This window comes from Terracoccus luteus (assembly GCF_003635045.1).
GTDB classification, from domain to species: Bacteria; Actinomycetota; Actinomycetes; order Actinomycetales; family Dermatophilaceae; genus Terracoccus; species Terracoccus luteus.
Window position 1 is genome coordinate 1,655,158 of record NZ_RBXT01000001.1, and the last position, 19,433, is coordinate 1,674,590.

A 19,433-nucleotide genomic window follows, 5' to 3' on the forward strand; every position below is an offset into this window, starting at 1 on the left:
CGACCCGGCCGCCCGGCATCCTGCCCCTTTTCCAGCCGCGGCCCGGTTTCGGACACCCTGACCCCCGGGATCGTGCCCCTTTTCCAGCCCTGGCCCGATTCCGGACGCCGTGCGCCCGGATCCGTGTCCGTCATCGGGCCGTGGCGGGAAAAAGGGCGGGCGGATGCCGGTCCGCGCGGTCCGCGCGGTCCGCGCGGTCCGCGCGCGTGGGCACGACGCGCGCCCTGCGCGCCCACCGGCATCCGGCTCAGGACGTCGGGGCGGCGATCTCGTCGGCGTAGGCCCGCAGCGCCCGGCGGTAGCTCTGGGTGTCGACGTCGGTCGTGGCGTCGAGGGCGGCCCGGATGAGGTCGGCGACGGCCTGACGCTCCTGGCCGAGGTCGGCCTGCACCAGGGCGCGGAACATCATCGCCGCCGTGTTCGTCGGCCGCTCGGCCAGCACACCCGCGACGAGCGTCGCGGCCTCGGGCGCCCGCCCGACGACCCGCAGGCTCGAGGCGAGCTGCAGCTGGGCGCGGTGGCGGTATGGCTCCCGCAGGCCGCTGCCGAGCGCCTGCTCGTAGAGGCCGATCGCGGTCGCGGCGTCACCGGCGCTGTCGTGCACCCCGGCGAGCTCGAAGACGAGGCGGGCGTCGCCCGGGTGCCCCTCGACGAGCCGCTGCGCCCGCTCGATGCGCCGGGCGTCGTCGGTCAGCTCCCAGACCGCCGTGATCTCGCCCTCGAGCTCGTGCTCGCCGCGGGCGGCGACGACCTTGCGGCGGATGGAGTCGGCGTCGTCGACGGTGCCGCCGTGCGCACGGATCCAGGCGTCGACCTCGAGCCGCTCGGCGTGCGTCATGACGGCGAGCACGTCGCCGTCGAGGGTGTGCGGGTAGAGCGCCTCGAGGGCGCCGAGCTCGGTGTCGTAGCCGGGCACGTCGAGCACCCCGACCTTGGCCAGGCCCTCGCGGAAGAGCCCGAGCAGCTCGTCGCCCTCGCGCCCCCGCAGGTAGTGCTCGGTGTAGCGGACGACGATGTCGTCGGCGCCACGACCGGCCAGCTCGCCCATGGCTACGATGGCGTCGTCGGCCCGGTCGCCGGCGCAGCCGAGACCCAGCCGCACGGCCCCGCCGGGGGCGGTGAGGCCGCGGGCGACCGTGAGCAGGGCCTCCAGCCCGGCCTCGTTGTGGGCCATGTCCATGACGACCGTGGCCCGGCCACCGCCCTCGAGCGGCAGCGTGTACGTGTTGAGCCGGCCCCAGTTGTGCTCGGGATCGGGCGCGAAGCTGCGCAGCCCGTCGACGACGGCGGCGCGCGTGACGCCGAGCCCGAGGCAGGCCGCTGCCCCCGCGAGCGCGTTCGCGATGTTGTTGTCCGACAGCCCCGAGAGCGTCATCGGTACGTCGACGATGCGCACGAGCCGGTCGGGGTCGCCGTTGGGCGAGAGCACGACGATCTCGCCGTCGAGCACGGTGATGCCGCGTCCGCCCTGGTTGATCGACTCCCACAGCGCCGGGCTGGCGGGGTCGAGGCTGAACGCCCACGGCTTGGCCTTGATGCCGTGCCGCATCGCCCACACGCGGGGGTCGTCGCCGTTGAGCACGACCCACCCCTCGGGACGGGTCACCGTCGTCACGATGGCCTTGACCTCGGCGAGCTGGTCGAGGGTGTCGATCCCCTGCATCCCGAGGTGGTCGGCGCTGACGTTGGTGACGACGCTGACGTCGTTGCGCGTCACGCCCATGCCGCGCAGCAGCATGCCGCCGCGGGCGGTCTCGAGGATGCCGATGTCGAGCCCGGGCGTCTCGAGCACCCCACGGGCGCCCGCGGGCCCGGAGAAGTCGCCCGACTCCTTCGTCTCGCCCATGACGACGACGCCGTCGGTCGAGCTCCAGGCGGTGGTCAGGCCCGCGGCCATGCAGATGTGGGCCATGAGCCGGGTCGTCGTCGTCTTGCCGTTCGTGCCCGTCACCGACGCGACCGGGACCGTCGGGGTGAGCACCGACGGCCCGGGACCGTCGGGCGAGGCGATGACGGCGGCCGCGGCCTCGTCGAAGACCTCGTCGACGGCGCGGCTGCGCTCGAGCAGACCGGCGAGCACGCGACCGACCTGCTCACCGGCGGTCTGGCCCTTCGTGCGGTGCACCCACGGGAAGGCGAGCACCACCTCGGCGGGGTGGCCGCCGGCCCGCACCCGAACGCCGAGGCGCCCGGCGCCGATCTCGGTGCCGAGGCGCCGCGTCACGTGGCGCACGAGGCGCATGACGAACCGCTGGCGCAGCGCCGAGCGACGCTTGCCCGGCCGCACCGCGCGCATCCCGAGGCGGGCGGCGAGCCGCTCGCACTCGGTGCGCCGCAGCCCGAGGTAGCCGGGCAGGTCGAGCGTGACCTTGATGGCAGGGCGGGCGAAGTAGAGGTTGGGGCCGTCGAGCACCCGCACCTCGTCGACGCGGACAGCGGGCAGCGTGGCGCCGGCTTCAGACATGGGCGAGAGCCTAGCGATGCCGCGGTCCCGGCCGAGCCCGGCTACGCCGTCACTGCCCCATGGCGTGCACGCCGCCGTCGACGTGCACGATCTCGCCCGTCGTCGCGGGGAACCAGTCGGAGAGCAGCGCCGCGCACGCCTTGGCCGCGGGTACCGGGTCGTTGACGTCCCAGCCGAGGGGCGCGCGCTCGTCCCAGATGCGCTCGAACTGCTCGAAGCCCGGGATCGACTTCGCCGCCGTCGTGCGGATGGGGCCGGCGGCGACGAGGTTGCACCGCACATGACGCGCGCCGAGGTCACGGGCGAGGTAGCGGTTGGTCGACTCGAACGCGGCCTTGGCCACGCCCATCCAGTCGTAGACGGGCCACGCGAACTTCGCGTCGAAGGTCAGCCCGACGACACTGCCTCCCCGCTGCTCGTCCATGAGCGGCAGCGCCGCCGCCGCCAGCGCCTTGAGGCTGTAGGCCGACGCGTGCAGGGCGGTCGAGACGTCCTCCCAGGTTCCCTCCATGAAGTTGAAGGCACCCTGGGGGGCGAAGCCGATCGAGTGCAGCACGCCGTCGAGGCCGTCGACGTGCTCGCGCAGCCGCTCGGCGAGGGTGTCGAGGTGCTCGCCGTCGGTGACGTCGAGCTCGAGCACCGGCGGGGTCTCGGGCAGCCGCTTGGCGATCGTCTGGGTGATGCGCATCGTGCGCCCGAACGAGGTGAGCACGACCTGCGCGCCCTCCTCCTGCGCGAGCTTGGCGACGTGGAACGCGATCGAGCTGTCCATGAGGACGCCGGTGACGAGCAGCTTCTTGCCTTCGAGGATTCCCATGCCAGTGTCCTTCTCGGGTGTGCGGGGTGGGTGGTCGGATGCCGGTGGGCGGGCCGGTGCGTCGGCGGCCGGGGCCGCGCAGGTCGAGTCAGTACGGGTGCTTCTGCGCCAGCCGGGGGCTCAGTGCCCCATGCCGAGGCCGCCGTCGACGGGGATGACGGCCCCGGTGACGTAGGCCGCGTCGTCGCTCGCGACGAAACGCACGACCGACGCCACCTCCTCGGGGGTGGCGAAGCGGCCGGCGGGGATGTTCGCGAGGTAGGCCTTGCGCTGCTCCTCGGGCAGGACCGCGGTCATCTCGGTGTCGATGAAGCCGGGGGCGACGACGTTGGCGGTGATGCCCCGCCCGCCGAGCTCGCGCGAGATGGAGCGGGCCAGGCCGACGAGCCCGGACTTGGAGGCGGCGTAGTTCGTCTGGCCGGGCGAGCCGTAGAGCCCGACGACGCTGCTGATGAGCACGATGCGCCCGCGTCGGGCCCGGATCATCCCCTTCGAGGCCCGCCGCGCGCAGCGGAAGGCGCCGGTGAGGTTCGTGTCGATGACGGAGTCGAACTCCTCGTCGCTCATGCGCATGAGGAGGGTGTCGCGGGTGATCCCGGCGTTGGCGACGAGCACCTCGACCGGGCCGCCGAAGATCTCCTCGGCGGCGGTGAACGCGGCGTCGACCGAGGCGGTGTCGGTGACCTCGCAGAGGACGCCCTCGAGGCCCTCCGGCGGCTCCCCCGACCGGTGGGTGATGACGACGTGGTGGCCGGCCTCGGCGAAGGAGCGGGCGATCGCGAGGCCGATGCCCCGGTTGCCCCCCGTCACGAGCACGTTGCGTCGCTCGGGCGTCGCCGCCGCTGTCGTCTCTGCCGTCACTGCCACCGTCTCCTCGTGTCGTCCGTCACGTCGTCACCGCCTCGCCGTCGCCTTCCCGAGAGCCCTCGGGACGTCGTCGTGCGGGCCGTGTCCGTCGTTATCGGAACGTGTCGAACCTTCGTTGCCAAGCCGAAACCTAACGGACTACTTTCGGGTAGTGCGCAGGCCTCTCGGCCGCCGCACGTCCGGCTGTGCGGACGTAGGGTGGGACCATGCGCACAACGAAGCAGCCGATGGTGTACAGCGTGACCACGGCCGCCACGTCGAGTACGGCCGACCAGGACTCCCGCATGAAGCGGTACCTCATCATGATGGGGATCCGCATCGCGTGCTTCGGCCTCGTCTTCGTCACGACCGGCTGGCTCCGCTGGGCCTGCATCGCCGGCGCCGTGCTGCTGCCGTACTTCGCGGTCATCGTCGCCAACGCCGTGCAGCCCCGTACGGTCGGCTCCCTGCAGCGGGTGACCCCGCAGGACGACACGACCCACCGCCTCGAGCGGTGAACCTCCTCACCGGAGCAGGCCTGGGCGGACTGGACCCCGCGGCGACACGTGCCGCCGGCAGCGGCGTCGACGCCGACCGGCGCGTCTGCAGCGCCAAGGGATGCCGGGCCGACGCCGAGCACGCGGTCGTCTGGCGCAACCCCAAGCTGCACGTCGAGGGTCGCCGCAAGGTGTGGCTCGCCTGCGGTGAGCACCGCGCGTCGCTGGCCGACTTCGTCAGCGCCCGTGGGTTCCTCATCGAGGTCGTGGGCGTCGACGCCCTCACCGCCGCCGACGGCTGAGCCTTCGACCGCAGTCTCGGCTCCCGTGCGTCGACGGTTCGTCACCGGCACACCGACCCCTGTCACCCGGCATCCGGTCACGTCCGTGACGGCACCGGATGCCGTGTCGCTCAGCCCCCGATGGACGACATCGGACGCTCGGGCTGGGTGAACCCCGGCTCCCCGATGCCGTGCCCGGCCCGCTTGCGCCACATCTCGCCGCGCAGCAGCCCCAGCAGCTCGTCGTCGGTCGCCCCCTCGCGCAGCGGCGTGCGAAGGTCGGTCTCGGTCTGGGAGAACAGGCAGTTGCGCACCTGCCCGTCGGCGGTCAGGCGCGTGCGGTCGCAGGCGGCGCAGAAGGGCGCCGTGACGCTGGCGATGATGCCGACGGTGGCCGGGCCGCCGTCGACGAGGAAGCGCTCGGCGGGGGCGCTGCCACGGTCCGTGGCGGGCAGCGGGGTGAGGGTCCAGCGCTGAGAGAGCCGGTCGCGGATCTCCTCGGCCGTGACCATGTCGACGCGGTCCCAGGCGTGCTGTGCGTCGAGCGGCATCTGCTCGATGAAACGTAGCTCGTAGCCGCGCTCGAGGCACCAGGCGAGCACGTCGGCGACGGCGTCGTCGTTGACGCCGCGCATCGCGACGGCGTTGACCTTGACGGGCGTGAGGCCCGCCTCGGCGGCGGCACGCAGGCCCGCCTCGACGTCGCCGAGTCGGTCGCGACGCGTGAGGGTCGTGAAGGTGTCGGCGTCGATGGTGTCGAGGCTGACGTTGACGCGGTCGAGGCCGGCGGCGGCGAGCGCCCCGGCGACCCGCTCGAGCCCGACCCCGTTGGTCGTCATGGCGATGCGGGGCCGCGGGCGCAGCGACGCGATGCCCTGCACGAGGTCGACGAGCGAGCGGCGCAGCAGCGGCTCTCCGCCGGTCAGGCGCACCTGGGTCACCCCGTCGCGGACGAACAGGCCGATGACGCGCAGCAGCTCCTCATCGGTGAGCATCTCCGAGCGGGGCATCCACGGCAGGCCCTCGGCCGGCATGCAGTACGTGCACCGCAGGTTGCACCGGTCGGTCACGGACACCCGGAGGTCGCGGGCACGCCGGCCGAACTGGTCGACCAGGCCGACCCGGTCGCCCTGGCGGACCGTGATCGGCCCCACGTGCACGCTCGTCATGCGCCCACTGTAGGCCGGGGTACCGTCGAGTCGTGCTTCGGCTCTGGCTCACCCGGCGGTGGATCGTGGCGACCCTCGTCGCGGTCACCTTCGGCGTCGCCTGCTACCACCTCGGCCTCTGGCAGTGGCACCGCCACGTCGAGCAGCAGACCAAGGTGACCGCCATCGCCACGAACTACGACAGCGCGCCTCGCCCCCTCTCGGACCTCGCGGGCCGGCTGGCTGACCTGCCCGCCGAGCGCCAGTGGACCCGGGTCACCCTCACCGGCACCTACGCCGAGGGGTCCGACCTGCTCGTGCGCAACCGCACGCTCGACGACAACCCGGGCTTCGAGGTCGTCACCCCCTTCACGACCGACGGGCGCACCCTCCTCGTCGACCGGGGCTGGGTGCCCAGCGGTGAGGATGCCGCGGTGACCCCTGTCGCGGACCCGCCCCCCTCGGGGTCGGTCGAGGTCACCGGCTGGGTGCGCACGGCCGAGCCGAGCCTCGGCCGTGACCTGCCCGCACCGCAGCTCGCGAGCGTCAGCGTGCAGGACGCACGTCGCCTCGTGCCGGGCCTCGACACCGCCGACGTGTACGTCGTGCTCGGCTCACAGCAGCCCCCGGCCGCGGTGGGGTCGCACCCGCTGCAACTGCTGCCGCGCCCGACCGAGGACCTCGGCCCGCACCAGGCCTACGCCTACCAGTGGTGGCTGTTCATGCCGGGCGGGCTCGTCTTCGTCGTCCTCGCCCTGCGCCGCGAGGCGGCGGCGGCCGCCGAGCCGGGCGACCCGGCATCCGGTGACGTCGGGCCGACGGATGACGGAGGCCTGGGCCCGACCGGTGACCAGACCGGTGACGGTCGCCGGACCCCTGTCGCGGCCGGCGCGACGCCGCGGACCCGGCCGGCCAAGCCGAAGAAGGTCCGCATTTGGGACGAGGAGGACGGCTGAGACCGTCCGGTCGCCGAGCTCGCCGAACGCGCGGGCTCAGCCGGTCGTGTCCCGTCGGGTCTCGTCGCGGCGTCGCTCGAGATGGGCTCGTTCGGCCGCGTTCCCCGTCAGGGACAACGCCCGGTCGTACGCACCCCGGGCGTCCTCCGGTCGACCGACCCGGCGCAGCACAGCTCGGCCCGGGTCACGTGCAGCGCATGGTAGCCGTCCAGCACGGGGTGGGCGGCGAGCAGCCGCTCCACCTCGGCCAGGCCGGCGGCGGCGCCCTCCGCCTCGGACACCGCGACCGCGCGGTTGAGCAGCACGACCGGCGAGGGGTCGAGCCGGGCGAGCGCGTCGTAGAGGGCGAGGACGGCCCGCCAGTCGGTGTCCTGCGCCCGGGCGGCCGACGTGTGCACCGCCGCCACGGCTGCCTGCAGCTGGTAACGGCCGGGTCGCGGCCCGCCGGCGGCCACCACGCGGACCCGCTCGTCCACCAGGGCGTGGCCCTCGGCTAGCAGGGTGCGGTCCCAGCGGCTGCGGTCCTGCTCACCGAGGGTGACGAGCTGCCCGGTCGCGCTCGTGCGGGCCGGGCGGCGCGCCTGGGTGAGCAGCATGAGGCCGAGCAGGCCGGCGACCTCGCCGTCGTCGGGCAGCAGCTCGCGCAGCAGCCGGCCCAGCCGCACCGCCTCGTCGGCGAGGTCCGGCCGGTCGAGGGCTGCGCCCTGCCCCGCCAGGTAGCCCTCGTTGAAGACGAGGTAGACGACGGCGAGCACCGCGGCGAGTCGGTCGTCCACGTCGGTGTCCGTGGGCACGCGGAAGGGGATGTGCGCCGCCCGGATCTTGGCCTTGGCCCGGGTGATGCGCCGGGCCGTCGTCGTCTCGGGGACGAGGAACGCGCGCGCGATCTCGGCGACCGTGAGCCCGCCGAGCAGGCGCAGGGTCAGGGCCACGCGCGCCTCCGGCGACAGCGCCGGGTGGCAGCAGGTGAAGACGAGCCGCAGGCGGTCGTCGGCCACGGGGCCCGTCGGGGCGTGGGGGGTCTCGTCGCGCAGCATGTGGGCCGCCTCGTGCTTCGCCTCTCGCCGCGACTCGCGTCGCAGCCGGTCGACGGCCTTGCGGGTGGCGGTCGTCATGAGCCACCCACCCGGGTTGGCCGGGACGCCCTCGCGGGGCCAGCGCTCGGCCGCGACGGCGAAGGCCTCTGCGGCCGAGTCCTCGGCGACGTCGAGGTCACCGGTGCGGCGGGCCAGCGAGGCGACGACCCGGGCCCACTCGTCGTGGTGGGCGCGGGTCAGGGCGCCGAGGGCGCCGGGGTCGTCGTCGGCCAGGGCGATCAGCTCCCCAGCAGGGCGGCGACCGACTCGGCGCTGCGGAACGGGCGCACCTCGACGGGCCCGCGGCAGGCCTTCGACCCGTCGGCGGCGAGCTCGAGGGCGACGTCGAGGTCGGGGGCCTCGACGACCCAGAACCCACCGAGGTGCTCCTTGGTCTCGAGGTAGGGCCCGTCGGTCAGGGCCGGCCGCTCGCCCCTGCCGTCGACGGTCGTCGCGGTCGACGGGGGTTCGAGGCCGTCGGCCATGACGAGGTACCCGTCGCGCTCGAGTCGCGCGGTGAAGACGCCGGTGTCGGCCAGCGACTCGCTCATGGCGTCCTGGGACGGGTACGGGCCGAGGTCGCCGGCGTCGGCCGGGGTGAAGACGGACAGCAGGTAGCGAGGCACCGTGGTCACTCCCCCGCGCCGCGGCCGTGACCGGACACGCCGGGCACGCCGGGCACGCTGGACATGCCCCTGCCCTCGAAGCGGTGCACCTCCTGGGGCCAGTCGAGCACCGCCGCCAGCCGGCCCGCCCAGTGGCGGGCGGTCTCGTCGTCGTCGACCTCGATGGCGCAGAAGCCGCCGAGGTGCTCCTTCGTCTCGACGTAGGGCCCGTCGGTGAAGAGCGGCTCACCGTCGCGCAGGGTCACGCTGCACAGCGCCGTCGTGGCGTCCAGGCCGCCGTGGGTGAACAGCAGCACGCCTGCCTGCTGCATCTCGGCGACGACGGCGCGGCTGGCCGCGCCCTTGTCGACGAGCTGGTCGTCGGTCTGGGCCGGGACCCACTCGTCGTTGAAGCTGATGAGGTACTGGGGCATCGTGACTCCTCGCGGCCGGCATCCGGTCGCCGTCGGGATGGGCGTCGGCGGTCGGGTCGACCGCCGCTCACCCACTCCACGAACGGCCCGGCACGGATACGACACCACGCCGACCGTGACTTGTCACGGCCTCCCGGCCGGGGCCACGTCGAGCCCGAGGTCGTCGTCGGCGGCGGCGTCGCCGTCGAGGTCGGGCGCGCCCGACGCGGATGCCGCCGACCCGTCGGGCCGCGTGTCGAACTGCGTCGCGTGCAGCAGGGCGTAGAGGCCCCCACGGCGCAGGAGGTCGGCGTGGCGGCCGGTCTCGATCACCCGACCGTGCTCGAGCACGACGATGAGGTCGGCCTGGCGGATGGTCGAGAGCCGGTGCGCGATGACGATCGACGTGCGCCCGTGCAGGGCGGCGTCGAGCGCACGCTGCACCGCGCTCTCGCTCTCGGAGTCGAGGTGCGCGGTCGCCTCGTCGAGCACGACGACGTCGGGCGCCTTGAGCAGGATGCGCGCGATGGCGAGGCGCTGCTTCTCGCCGCCGCTGAGGCGGTGGCCCCGGTCGCCGACGACGGTGTCGAGGCCCTCGGGCAGCTCGTCGACGAGGCCCCGGATCTGCGCGGCGTCGAGGGCCGCCTCGATGTCGGCCTCGGTGGCGTCGGGGCGCGCGTAGAGCAGGTTGGCCCGGATCGTGTCGTGGAAGAGGTGGGCCTCCTGGGTCACGACCCCGACCCGCTCGCGCAGCGAGGCGCTGAGGACGTCGCGCAGGTCGAGACCGCCCACCCGCACCGATCCCGCCGTCGGGTCGTAGAGGCGGGCCACGAGCGAGGTGAGGGTCGTCTTGCCGGCACCCGAGGGACCCACGAGGGCGACGAGCTGGCCGGGCTCGGCCCGCAGAGTCACGTCGTGCAGCACGGGCCCGCCGCTGCGGCGGTCACCGGTGGCGGTGGCCTCGAGCGAGGCCAGCGACACCTCGTCGGCCGACGGGTAGTGGAAGTCGACGTGGTCGAGCTCGACCGCCAGCGGCCCCTTGGGCAGCGGGCGGGCGTCGGGGCGGTCGGCGACGAGGGGCTCGAGGTCGAGCACCTCGAAGACGCGCTGGAACGACACGAGCGCGGTCATGACGTCGACGCGCACGTTCGACAGCGCCATGAGGGGCGCGTAGAGCCGACCCAGCAGGGCCGCCAGCGCGAGCAGCGTGCCGACGGTGAGGGTGCCGGTCACGGCCATCGCGCCGCCGAAGCCGTAGACCATCGCCGTCGCGAGGGCGGCGACGAGGGTCAGGGCGGCCATGAAGATCGAGCGGTTGACCGAGATGAGCACACCGACGTCGCGCACGCGCGCTGCGCGCTCGTTGTACTCGGCCTCCTCGCGCTCGGGCACGCCGAAGAGCTTGACGAGCAGGGCGCCGGCGACGTTGAACCGCTCGGTCATGCGGGTGCCCATGTCGGCGTTGAGCTTCATCTGCTGGCTGGCCAGCCCGGCGAGGCGACGACCCATGAGCCGCGCCGGCACGAGGAAGAGCGGGACGAGCAGCAGCGAGCCCAGGGTCAGCTGCCACGACAGCGCGAGCATGGCGGCGACGAGCAGCGTGACCGAGACGATGTTGCTGACGACGTTCGACAGCACCGAGGTGAAGGCCTGCTGCGCGCCGATGACGTCGTTGTTGAGGCGCGACACGAGCGAGCCGGTCTGCGCCCGGGTGAAGAACGCGACGGGCTGGCGCAGCACGTGCGCGAAGACCTGGTTGCGCAGGTCGCTGATGAGGCCCTCGCCGATCTTCGAGGAGTACCACCGCGACACGATCGTCAGCACGGTGTCGACGACCGCGATGAGCGCGACGACGAGGGCCAGCTCGACGACGACGCCGGTGTCGCGCGGGATGACGCCTCGGTCGACGATCTCCTTGAGCAGCAGGGGCACCGCCACCACGAGGGCGGAGTCGACGACGGTCACGGTGAGGAAGGCGATGATCGCGGTGCGGTAGGGCCCGGCGTACGACAGCACCCGTCGCCACAGCCCGGGCGTCAGCCTCTCGGCCGTCACACCGGCGTCACGTGACATCGACCGCATCGCGGCCCACGGCTGCATCCCCACGGGGTCCCCTCTCGTCCTGCTCCATCGAACCCCACGGCACCGACGGTGATTCCCGCACGGCGACCCCGGGACGACCCCGGGGCTGCGCCCGGGCGCCGGATGCCGGTGGGCGGCGGTCAGCCGAGCCCGTCGACGAGGGCGGTGAGCAGGGGCCCCTGCGCCCGGCGCTCGCGGGCGAGCTGGGCCTCGCGGGAGGGGTCGTCGACGGCCGCCCGCAGCAGCGGCTTGAGGGCGCGGACCGCCTCGTCGGGCGCGGAGAGGATGCCGCCGACGAGCGAGTACGTCGCCGCGTCGAGGTCGGCCGCGGGCACGATCGAGTTGACGAGGCCCATGGCGTGGGCCTCGGGGGCGCTGACCGGACGGCCCGTGGCACACATCTCCAGCGCCCGGGCGTAGCCCACGAGGTGCACGAGCGGGCCGGTGCCACCGAGGTCGGGCACGAGGCCGAGACCGGTCTCACGCATCGCGAACCAGGCGTCGAGGGCGGCGACGCGCAGGTCGGCCGCGAGGGCGAGCTGGAAGCCGGCGCCGATGGCGTGCCCGTGCACCTGGGCCACGACGACCGCCGGGCACTGCGCCCAGGCGGTGAAGCCCTCCTGGTAGGTGGCGATGGCCGCGTCGACGGCATCCTCACCCCGGGCCACGAGGCCCTTCATGCTCTCCTCGCCGGCGACCCCCTCGGCGCTGAACATGGCCGTGTCGATGCCGGCCGAGAACGACGCACCGGCGCCCTTGAGCACGACGACCCGGATGTCGTCACCCAGCGAGCGCGCCTCGTCGGCGAGCGCCGCCCACAGGGAGGGAGTCTGGGCGTTGCGCCGCTCGGGCTGGTCGAGGGTCAGGGTGCGGACGGGGCCGTCGGTCTCGACCAGCAGGTGCGGGTGGCTCATGCAGGCAGGCTACCCACGGCCCCCGGAGGCACCCGCCGCCGACGCCCCGACCGCGCGCAGCACGCCCCAGCCCGCGACGGAGGCCGGCACCGCGGTCTCGACCCGGAACACCCGGCAGCACCCGAGGCACGACCACAGCGAGGTGGGGTCGGGGAACGGGTTCACGTCGTCGCCCGAGCAGTAGGGGCAACGCAGCTGGTGGCGGGGCATGCGCCGAGTGTGGCGACGGCCCACGTGACCCGTCAATAACCATCCATTATGCGAGCGAGAACGTGAGGTTATCCTCGCAGAGGTGCGGACTAGGCGAGGTTGACGAGGTCCTTGTAGTCGGGGCCCCACAGGTCCTCGACGCCGTCGGGGAGCAGCAGGATGCGCTCGGGCTCGAGCGCGTCGACGGCCCCCTCGTCGTGGGTGACGAGGACGACCGCCCCCTCGAAGGTCGACAGCGCGCCGAGGATCTCCTCGCGCGAGGCCGGGTCGAGGTTGTTGGTCGGCTCGTCGAGCAGCAGGACGTTGGCCGCGCTGACGACGAGCAGGGCGAGGGACAGGCGCGTCTTCTCGCCACCGGAGAGCACCCCCGCCGGCTTGTGCACGTCGTCGCCGGAGAAGAGGAAGGAGCCGAGCACCTTGCGCACCTCGGTCTCGCCGAGGTCGGGTGCGGCCGACTTCATGTTCTCGAGCACGGTGCGCCCGACGTCGAGGTTCTCGTGCTCCTGCGCGTAGTACCCGAGCCGGAGCCCGTGGCCGGGCTCGACCTGGCCGGTGTCGGGGACGTCGACGCCGGCGAGCATCCGCAGCAGCGTCGTCTTGCCCGCACCGTTGAGGCCGAGCACGACCACCTTGCTGCCCCGGTCGATGGCGAGCGTGACGTCAGTGAAGACCTCGAGCGAGCCGTAGGTCCGCGAGAGGCCCCTGGCGCGCAGCGGTGTCTTGCCGCACGGCGCCGGCTTGGGGAAGCGCAGCTTGGCCACCTTGTCCTGCTGGCGCTCGCCCTCGACGCCGGCGAGCAGCCGCTCGGCGCGCTTGGCCATGTTCTGGGCCGCCGTGGCCTTCGTCGCCTTGGCCCGCATCTTGTCGGCCTGGGCCAGCAGGGCGCCGGCCTTCTTCTGGGCGTTCTGAAGCTCGCGGCGGCGGCGCTTCTCGTCGGTCTCGCGCGCCTGCAGGTAGGTCTTCCAGCTGACGTTGTAGATGTCGAGGGCCGAGCGGTTCGCGTCGAGGTGGTAGACCTTGTTGACCACCGCGTCGAGCATGTCGGCGTCGTGGCTGATGATGATCAGCCCGCCCTTGTAGGCCCGCAGGTACTCGCGCAGCCAGACGATCGAGTCGGCGTCGAGGTGGTTGGTCGGCTCGTCGAGCAGCAGGGTCTCGTTGCCGGAGAACAGGATCCGCGAGAGCTCGACGCGTCGGCGCTGACCGCCCGAGAGCGTCCCGAGGGGCTGTCCGAGCACGCGCTCGTCGAGGGCGAGGGCGCTCGCGATCGAGGCGGCCTCAGACTCGGCGGCGTAGCCGCCCTGGGCCTCGAACTCGACCTCGAGCGAGGCGTAGCGGCGCATCGCCTTCTCGCGCACCTTCTCGTCGTCGCTGCCCATGCGCTCCTCGGCCTGGCTGCGACGGCGCACGATGTCGTCGAGCCCGCGGGCCGAGAGGATGCGGTCGCGGGCGATCATCTCGAGGTCGCCGGTGCGCGGGTCCTGCGGCAGGTACCCGACCGCGCCGGTGCGCGTCACGGTGCCGGCGGCGGGTTGGCCCTCCCCCGCGAGCACCTTCGTCAGGGTCGTCTTGCCGGCGCCGTTGCGCCCGACGAGACCGATGCGGTCGCCCGCGTCGATGCGGAAGCTGGCGTCCTCGACGAGCAGGCGGGCACCCGCACGCAGCTCGATGCCGGTGGCGACGATCACGGCTGTTCCTCTCTGGTGCCGCACTACGTCAGCGGCCGGATTGACCCCTCCATTCTGCCAGCGTGCGACCCGTGCTTACGACCACGTTCAGCCACACTCACCCTCGTTCACGGCACAGCAGCACGACGACGCTGCCGACGAGCGAGACGGCGGCGGTGACGAGCACGGCCGCGTTCCACCCGGCCACGAGGCCCGCAACGCCGTCGGATGCCGGTGCGCCCGATGGCTGCGCGGCCACCGCGGCGACGACGACCGACACGACGGTGACCCCCACGGCCGACCCGACGTAGCGGGCGGTGTTGTTGGCGCCGCTGCCCATCGCGCCGCGCCCGTCGGGCACGCTGGCCACCGCCTCCCGGCCGAGGGCGGAGTTGAGCACGCCGCTCGCCACCCCCGCGACGAGCAGGCCGGGCACGAGACGCCCCCACGACGAGCCGGTCCCGACGCCGCCGAGGGCGAGCTGGCCCACGCCGACGAGAGCCAGCGAGGCGGCCAGCTGCAGGCGACCGGTGAACCGGGCGGGCAGCCGACGCGCGAACAGCGCCACGACGACGCTCGTGCCCGACCACGCCACGAAGACGAGGGCGGTCGTCGTGGCCGGCACCCCCAGCGCGAGGCCGAGGAAGCCCGGCAGGTACGACATCACGGCGATGATGCCCGCACCCGTCACGAAGGCCGCCGTCGTCGCGGCCACGAAGCGCGGCGCGCGGAAGAGCTCCAGCGGCACCATGGCCGACGCGCTGCGCGCCTCCACGGCGACGAAGCCGAGGCCGGTGACGACGGCGGCCCCGGCGAGGCCGAGGACGAGGGTCGAGGTCCAGCCCTGACGCCCCTCGACCATCGCCGCGAGCAGGCAGGTGAGGGACGCCGAGAGCAGTGCCGCACCCGCGAGGTCGAGACCCCGCGGCGTCGCGGACCGGTTCTCCTCGAGCCGCAGCCGACCGTGGGCCGCGACGGCCAGCGAGCCGACGACGAGCACCCAGTAGGCGTCACGCCACGTCAGCCACCGCTCGAGGAACGTCGAGAGCAACGGGCCGAGGGTGATGCCACCCCCGACGCTCGCGCCCCAGACTCCGGCGGCGCGCGCCCGTGCGGGTCCGGGCTCGTACCAGTGCGCCACGAGCCCAAGGCTCGCCGCGACGACGGCGGCGCCGCCCACGCCCTGCACGACCCGGGAGGCGACGAAGAGGCCGGTGGAGCCGGCGAGCGCCGACAGGGCCGACCCGGCCGAGAGCACGAGCAGTCCCCACACGACGAGGCGCCGGCGACCGAGGTCGTCGGCGAGCGCCCCCGCGGTCAGGAGGGTCGCGCCCAGCCCGACCCCCATCGAGCTGAGCATCCACGTCCGCCCCGCCACGTCGGCATCCAGCTCGGCGGCGACCGCGTTGACCGTCGCCAGGGGCGCGGTGAAGGCGACCAGGGTCAGGACCGTGCCGAGCGAGGCGACGACGAGCGCCCTCGACCGGGCCCGACCCACGTTTACGGCTGCGACACACACGTGCCCCATCATGGCGCTCATGGACAGCCCCGCCCCCGGCCGACCGCGCAGCGCGGAGCACTCCCGCCTCGGCGAGTGCGACGGGCCCGCGGCGCCGTGGCGGCTGTGGGGCCCGTACCTCGCCGGGCGCCAGTGGGGCACCGTGCGCGAGGACTACACCGCCGACGGTGACGCGTGGGCCGGCTTCCCCTTCGACCACGCCGTCTCGCGGGCCTACCGCTGGGGCGAGGACGGCCTCGGCGGCATCAGCGACCGCTACGGCTTCCTCAACGTCGCCGTGTCGCTGTGGAACGGGCGCGACCCGATCCTCAAGGAGCGGCTCTTCGGCCTCACCAACACCGAGGGCAACCACGGCGAGGACGCCAAGGAGTACTGGTGGGCCCTCGACGGCACGCCCACCCACAGCTGGATGCAGTGGCTCTACCGCTACCCGCAGGCCGAGTTCCCCTACGAGCAGCTGCGCCGCGAGAACGCCGAGCGCACCCGCGACGAGCGCGAGTTCGAGCTAGGCGACACCGGCCTGCTCGACGACGGGGAGTTCTTCGACGTCACCGTCACCTACGCCAAGGCCGACCCCACCGACATCTGCATCCGGGTCACCGCCACCAACCACGGCCCCGCGGCCGCGCCGTTGCACCTGCTGCCGACGGTCTGGCTGCGCAACACGTGGTCGTGGGGCACCGACCCGCGCATCACCGAGCTGCACGAGGTGCGTCGCAACGGGCGGCCGCCCCGCGGCTACCGCGCCGCCGAGGTGCGACACGGCTTCCTCGGCTCGTACGTCCTTGCAGCACAGGGCAACCCGCAGATCCTCTTCTGCGACAACGAGACCAACGCCGCCAAGCTGTGGGGCAGCACGAGCGCCCAGTCGCTCTACCCGAAGGACGGCATCAACGACCGCGTCGTGCACCGGCGTCGCAACGCCGTCAACCCGAAGGGCTACGGCAGCAAGGCCGCGTTCTGGTACCAGTGGGATGCCGTGCAGCCGGGTGAGACGGTCACCGTCGACCTGCGTCTCGGCCCGTCGGACCGTGGCCTCGCGGCCTTCGGCGAGCCCTTCGACGCGGTGGTCGCGGCGCGCTCGGCCGAGGCCGACGAGTTCTACGGCCACGTCATCCACCCCTCGCTGACGCCCGACGAGCGGCACGTCGCCCGCCGGGCCTACGCCGGCCTGCTGTGGGGCAAGCAGCTCTACCGCTACGACGTCGGGCAGTGGCTCGCGGGCGACCCCGTGGGGCCCAAGCCGCCGGGCTCGCGGGCCGGCATCCGCAACGAGCGGTGGAAGCACCTCGCCCTCGCCGACGTCGTCTCGATGCCCGACGAGTGGGAGTACCCGTGGTTCGCCGCGTGGGACCTCGCCTTCCACACCATCCCCCTCGCGCACGTCGACCCCGACTTCGCGAAGGAGCAGCTCGTGCTCATGTGTCGCGAGTGGGCGATGCACCCGAACGGGCAGCTGCCCGCGTACGAGTGGGAGTTCGGCGACGTCAACCCGCCGGTGCACGCGTGGGCGGCCTGGCACGTCTACCGCATCGACGGCTACCGCGACCGTGAGTTCCTCACCCGGGTCTTCACCAAGCTGCTGCTCAACTTCGCGTGGTGGGTCAACCGCAAGGACGAGGCCGGGAGCAACCTCTTCGAGGGCGGCTTCCTCGGCATGGACAACATCGGCCTGTTCAACCGCTCGGCCCCGCTGCCGCCCGGGTTCCGTCTCGAGCAGAGCGACGCGACGAGCTGGATGGCCTTCTACTGCCAGCAGATGCTCAAGATCGCGCTCGAGCTGGCGCGCACCGACAAGGCCTACGACGACCTCGCGACGAAGTTCCTCGAGCACTTCCTCTCGATCGCCCAGGCGGTGCGGCACTTCGGCTCGAGCGACAAGTCGCTGTGGCACGAGGGCGACGGGTTCTTCTACGACGTGCTCGTGCAGCCCGACGGCCGCGCGCCGCACATGCGGGTGCGCTCGATGGTCGGCCTGCTGCCGATCCTCGGCACGACCGAGATCCCGGCGTGGGTGGCCGACGAGCTGCCCGACGTCACCGCCCGTCTCGCGTGGCTGCAGGAGCGTCGCCCCGAGCTCACCGAGCCCGTCGTCACCCGCGAGGCCGACGGCAAGATCCTGCTCACGCTCGTCGAGCCGGACCGGCTGCGGCGCCTGCTCGAGCGCATGTTCGACACCGAGGAGTTCCTCTCCCCCTTCGGCATCCGCTCGCTGTCGGCCGCCACCCGGCAGGCCGTCACGGCGACCGTCGGCGACGAGACCGTCTCGATCGCCTACGAGCCCGGCGAGTCGCGCACCGCGATGTTCGGCGGCAACTCCAACTGGCGTGGGCCCGTGTGGTTCCCGGTCAACGTCCTGCTCGCCGACAAGCTGCGCACGTACGGCCGCTTCTTCGGCGACGAGGTCCAGGTCGAGATCCCCCGCGGGTCCGGTCACTGGGGCACGCTCGAGGACGCCGCCGACGTCATCGACCACGGCCTCACCGACCTCTTCCGACCCGTCGACGGCCGCCGCCCCGCCGACGGCAAGCGCATCGAGTCGCGCGACGACCCGCTGTGGTCGGCCCACCCGACGTTCTCGGAGTACTTCGACGGCGACACGGGCGAAGGCCTCGGCGCGACGCACCAGACCGGGTGGACGGCCCTCGTCGCGCACCTGCTCAACCCCCGCCTGCCCCCGGACCCGCGCGACATGGGGTGGGGCTGACGGCATCCGGCGACGGTCGGCGATCGTGGGCGCCGCGCTGTCGACGGTGGGCGCCGCGTCGTCGACGGATGCCGGGTGGCCGGCGGTGCTCGGGTAGCGTGACCCCCCGTGACCGAGCCCATCACCGTCGCCCCCATCAGCGCGGACCAGCACCTCGCCTGGGTCCGTGACCAGCGGGCGGTGAGCTTCCTGCAGACCCCGGCGTGGGCACAGGTCAAGACCGACTGGCGCACGGAGTCCGTCGGCTGGTTCGAGGGCGAGCGCCTCGTCGGTGCCGCCCTCGTGCTCTACCGGCCGCTGCCGCGCATCGGCCGGTCGCTCGCGTACGTGCCCGAGGGGCCGGCGATCGACTGGTCCTCCCCCCGTCTCGTCGAGATGCTCCGGGCCCTGCGCGACCACGTCCGGCGCCGCAAGGCCTTCGTGCTGCGCCTCGGCCCGCCCGTGGCGACGCACCGCTGGCACGCGCTGACGATCAAGGACGGCATCAGCGACCCGCGCGTCGGCCGCTACGACGAGGCGACGCCCGACGTCGTCGAGCCGGAGGGGACGGCGGTGGTCGACCAGCTGCGGCGCCTCGGCTTCCGGCACCTCTCGGCCGACGACGGCTTCACCGCCGGCCAGCCGGAGTACGTCTTCCGCATCCCGCTCGCCGGGCGGTCGGAGGCCGACGTCCTCGCCGGCATGAACCAGCTGTGGCGGCGCAACATCAAGAAGACCGAGAAGAACGGCGTGCAGGTGCGCGTCGGCGGGGCGCAGGACGTCGCCGCCTTCCACCGTGTCTACGTCGAGACCGCCGAGCGCGACCGGTTCACCCCGCGCGGGCGCGAGTACTTCGAGCGCATGTACGCCGCGCTGTCGGCGGAGGACCCCGACCGCATCCGGGTCTACCTCGCCGAGCACGAGGGCGACGTCCTCGCGGCCACCGTCTTCGTCCGCGTCGGCGAGCATGCCTGGTACTCCTACGGTGCGTCGACGGCGGCGAAGCGCGAGCTGCAGGGCTCCACCGCGATCCAGTGGCGGATGCTGCGTGACTCGATCGCGGCCGGCGCGTCGGTCTACGACCTGCGCGGCATCACCAACACCCTCGACACCGAGAACCCTCACATCGGTCTCATCCGCTTCAAGGTGGGCACCGGTGGCGAGGCGGTGCGGCTCGTCGGCGAGTGGGACCTTCCCCTGAACCCCCTTCTCTACCGGGCGTTCTCGCTCTACATGAACCGGCGGTGAGCTG

Annotated in this window: 17 protein-coding genes; 5 read left to right on the top strand and 12 right to left on the bottom strand. The window is 73.3% G+C overall.

Annotated elements, in window-relative coordinates:
* Positions 1 to 247: 247 nt before the first annotated feature.
* The 3 genes from DFJ68_RS07650 to fabG form a co-directional block, all read right to left on the bottom strand.
* Entirely contained in the window at positions 248 to 2,464 is a 2,217-nt protein-coding gene (locus DFJ68_RS07650; protein WP_121032236.1) for a tetratricopeptide repeat protein, read from the bottom strand.
* A 49-nt stretch (positions 2,465 to 2,513) separates the two neighbouring features.
* The gene (gene fabI, locus DFJ68_RS07655; RefSeq protein WP_121032237.1) at positions 2,514 to 3,281 is read right to left on the bottom strand and encodes an enoyl-ACP reductase FabI; all 768 of its coding nucleotides are present in this window, start codon (positions 3,279 to 3,281) and stop codon (positions 2,514 to 2,516) included.
* A gap of 120 nt (positions 3,282 to 3,401) precedes the next feature.
* The gene (fabG, locus tag DFJ68_RS07660; RefSeq protein WP_420823671.1) at positions 3,402 to 4,142 is read right to left on the bottom strand and encodes a 3-oxoacyl-[acyl-carrier-protein] reductase; all 741 of its coding nucleotides are present in this window, start codon (positions 4,140 to 4,142) and stop codon (positions 3,402 to 3,404) included.
* A gap of 212 nt (positions 4,143 to 4,354) precedes the next feature.
* On the opposite strand from fabG, the gene DFJ68_RS07665 reads away from it, so the two are divergent.
* Entirely contained in the window at positions 4,355 to 4,645 is a 291-nt protein-coding gene (locus tag DFJ68_RS07665) for a DUF3099 domain-containing protein (RefSeq protein ID WP_121032238.1), read from the top strand.
* Complete coding sequence (locus DFJ68_RS07670; protein WP_308331679.1) at positions 4,642 to 4,926, top strand: hypothetical protein; 285 nt, start codon at positions 4,642 to 4,644, stop codon at positions 4,924 to 4,926. The genes DFJ68_RS07665 and DFJ68_RS07670 overlap by 4 nt, the downstream gene beginning before the upstream one ends.
* 110 nt (positions 4,927 to 5,036) lie before the next feature.
* Here the strand turns inward: DFJ68_RS07670 and moaA are convergent, their stop codons facing one another.
* The gene (gene moaA, locus DFJ68_RS07675) at positions 5,037 to 6,074 is read right to left on the bottom strand and encodes a GTP 3',8-cyclase MoaA (protein ID WP_121032239.1); all 1,038 of its coding nucleotides are present in this window, start codon (positions 6,072 to 6,074) and stop codon (positions 5,037 to 5,039) included.
* A 32-nt stretch (positions 6,075 to 6,106) separates the two neighbouring features.
* On the opposite strand from moaA, the gene DFJ68_RS07680 reads away from it, so the two are divergent.
* A complete protein-coding gene (locus DFJ68_RS07680) occupies positions 6,107 to 7,009 on the top strand; it encodes an SURF1 family cytochrome oxidase biogenesis protein (protein WP_121032240.1) in 903 nt (300 codons plus the stop codon).
* Positions 7,010 to 7,116: 107 nt separating this feature from the next.
* On the opposite strand, the gene DFJ68_RS07685 is transcribed toward DFJ68_RS07680, so the two are convergent.
* The 8 genes from DFJ68_RS07685 to DFJ68_RS07720 form a co-directional block, all read right to left on the bottom strand.
* Positions 7,117 to 8,394 (bottom strand): RNA polymerase sigma factor, encoded by a 1,278-nt coding sequence (locus DFJ68_RS07685; RefSeq protein WP_338067434.1) that lies wholly within the window; start codon positions 8,392 to 8,394, stop codon positions 7,117 to 7,119.
* Positions 8,325 to 8,711, bottom strand: a complete 387-nt coding sequence (locus DFJ68_RS07690; RefSeq protein WP_245963525.1) for a YciI family protein — start codon at positions 8,709 to 8,711, stop codon at positions 8,325 to 8,327. The genes DFJ68_RS07685 and DFJ68_RS07690 overlap by 70 nt, the downstream gene beginning before the upstream one ends.
* A 5-nt stretch (positions 8,712 to 8,716) precedes the next feature.
* Positions 8,717 to 9,124 (bottom strand): YciI family protein, encoded by a 408-nt coding sequence (locus DFJ68_RS07695; RefSeq protein ID WP_121032241.1) that lies wholly within the window; start codon positions 9,122 to 9,124, stop codon positions 8,717 to 8,719.
* 123 nt (positions 9,125 to 9,247) lie between these two features.
* Positions 9,248 to 11,185 (bottom strand): ABC transporter ATP-binding protein, encoded by a 1,938-nt coding sequence (locus tag DFJ68_RS07700; protein ID WP_245963773.1) that lies wholly within the window; start codon positions 11,183 to 11,185, stop codon positions 9,248 to 9,250.
* A gap of 140 nt (positions 11,186 to 11,325) precedes the next feature.
* Positions 11,326 to 12,099 carry an enoyl-CoA hydratase/isomerase family protein gene (locus DFJ68_RS07705; protein WP_121032243.1) on the bottom strand — a complete coding sequence of 258 codons (774 nt, stop codon included), beginning with the start codon at positions 12,097 to 12,099 and terminating at the stop codon, positions 11,326 to 11,328.
* A gap of 9 nt (positions 12,100 to 12,108) precedes the next feature.
* On the bottom strand, positions 12,109 to 12,309 hold the full coding sequence (locus tag DFJ68_RS07710) for a hypothetical protein (RefSeq protein WP_121032244.1): 201 nt from the start codon (positions 12,307 to 12,309) through the stop codon (positions 12,109 to 12,111).
* Positions 12,310 to 12,398: 89 nt separating this feature from the next.
* Complete coding sequence (locus DFJ68_RS07715; protein ID WP_121032245.1) at positions 12,399 to 13,997, bottom strand: ABC-F family ATP-binding cassette domain-containing protein; 1,599 nt, start codon at positions 13,995 to 13,997, stop codon at positions 12,399 to 12,401.
* A gap of 97 nt (positions 13,998 to 14,094) precedes the next feature.
* Positions 14,095 to 15,495, bottom strand: coding sequence for an MFS transporter (locus DFJ68_RS07720; protein ID WP_245963526.1), 1,401 nt, complete (start codon positions 15,493 to 15,495; stop codon positions 14,095 to 14,097).
* A 19-nt stretch (positions 15,496 to 15,514) separates the two neighbouring features.
* Here DFJ68_RS07720 and DFJ68_RS07725 point away from each other — a divergent pair, with 19 nt between their 5' ends.
* Together DFJ68_RS07725 and DFJ68_RS07730 are read left to right on the top strand one after the other, a co-directional pair.
* The gene (locus DFJ68_RS07725; protein WP_121035195.1) at positions 15,515 to 18,202 is read left to right on the top strand and encodes an MGH1-like glycoside hydrolase domain-containing protein; all 2,688 of its coding nucleotides are present in this window, start codon (positions 15,515 to 15,517) and stop codon (positions 18,200 to 18,202) included.
* A gap of 108 nt (positions 18,203 to 18,310) precedes the next feature.
* Positions 18,311 to 19,429 carry a lipid II:glycine glycyltransferase FemX gene (locus DFJ68_RS07730; protein WP_121032247.1) on the top strand — a complete coding sequence of 373 codons (1,119 nt, stop codon included), beginning with the start codon at positions 18,311 to 18,313 and terminating at the stop codon, positions 19,427 to 19,429.
* The last annotated feature ends 4 nt before the right edge of the window (positions 19,430 to 19,433 follow it).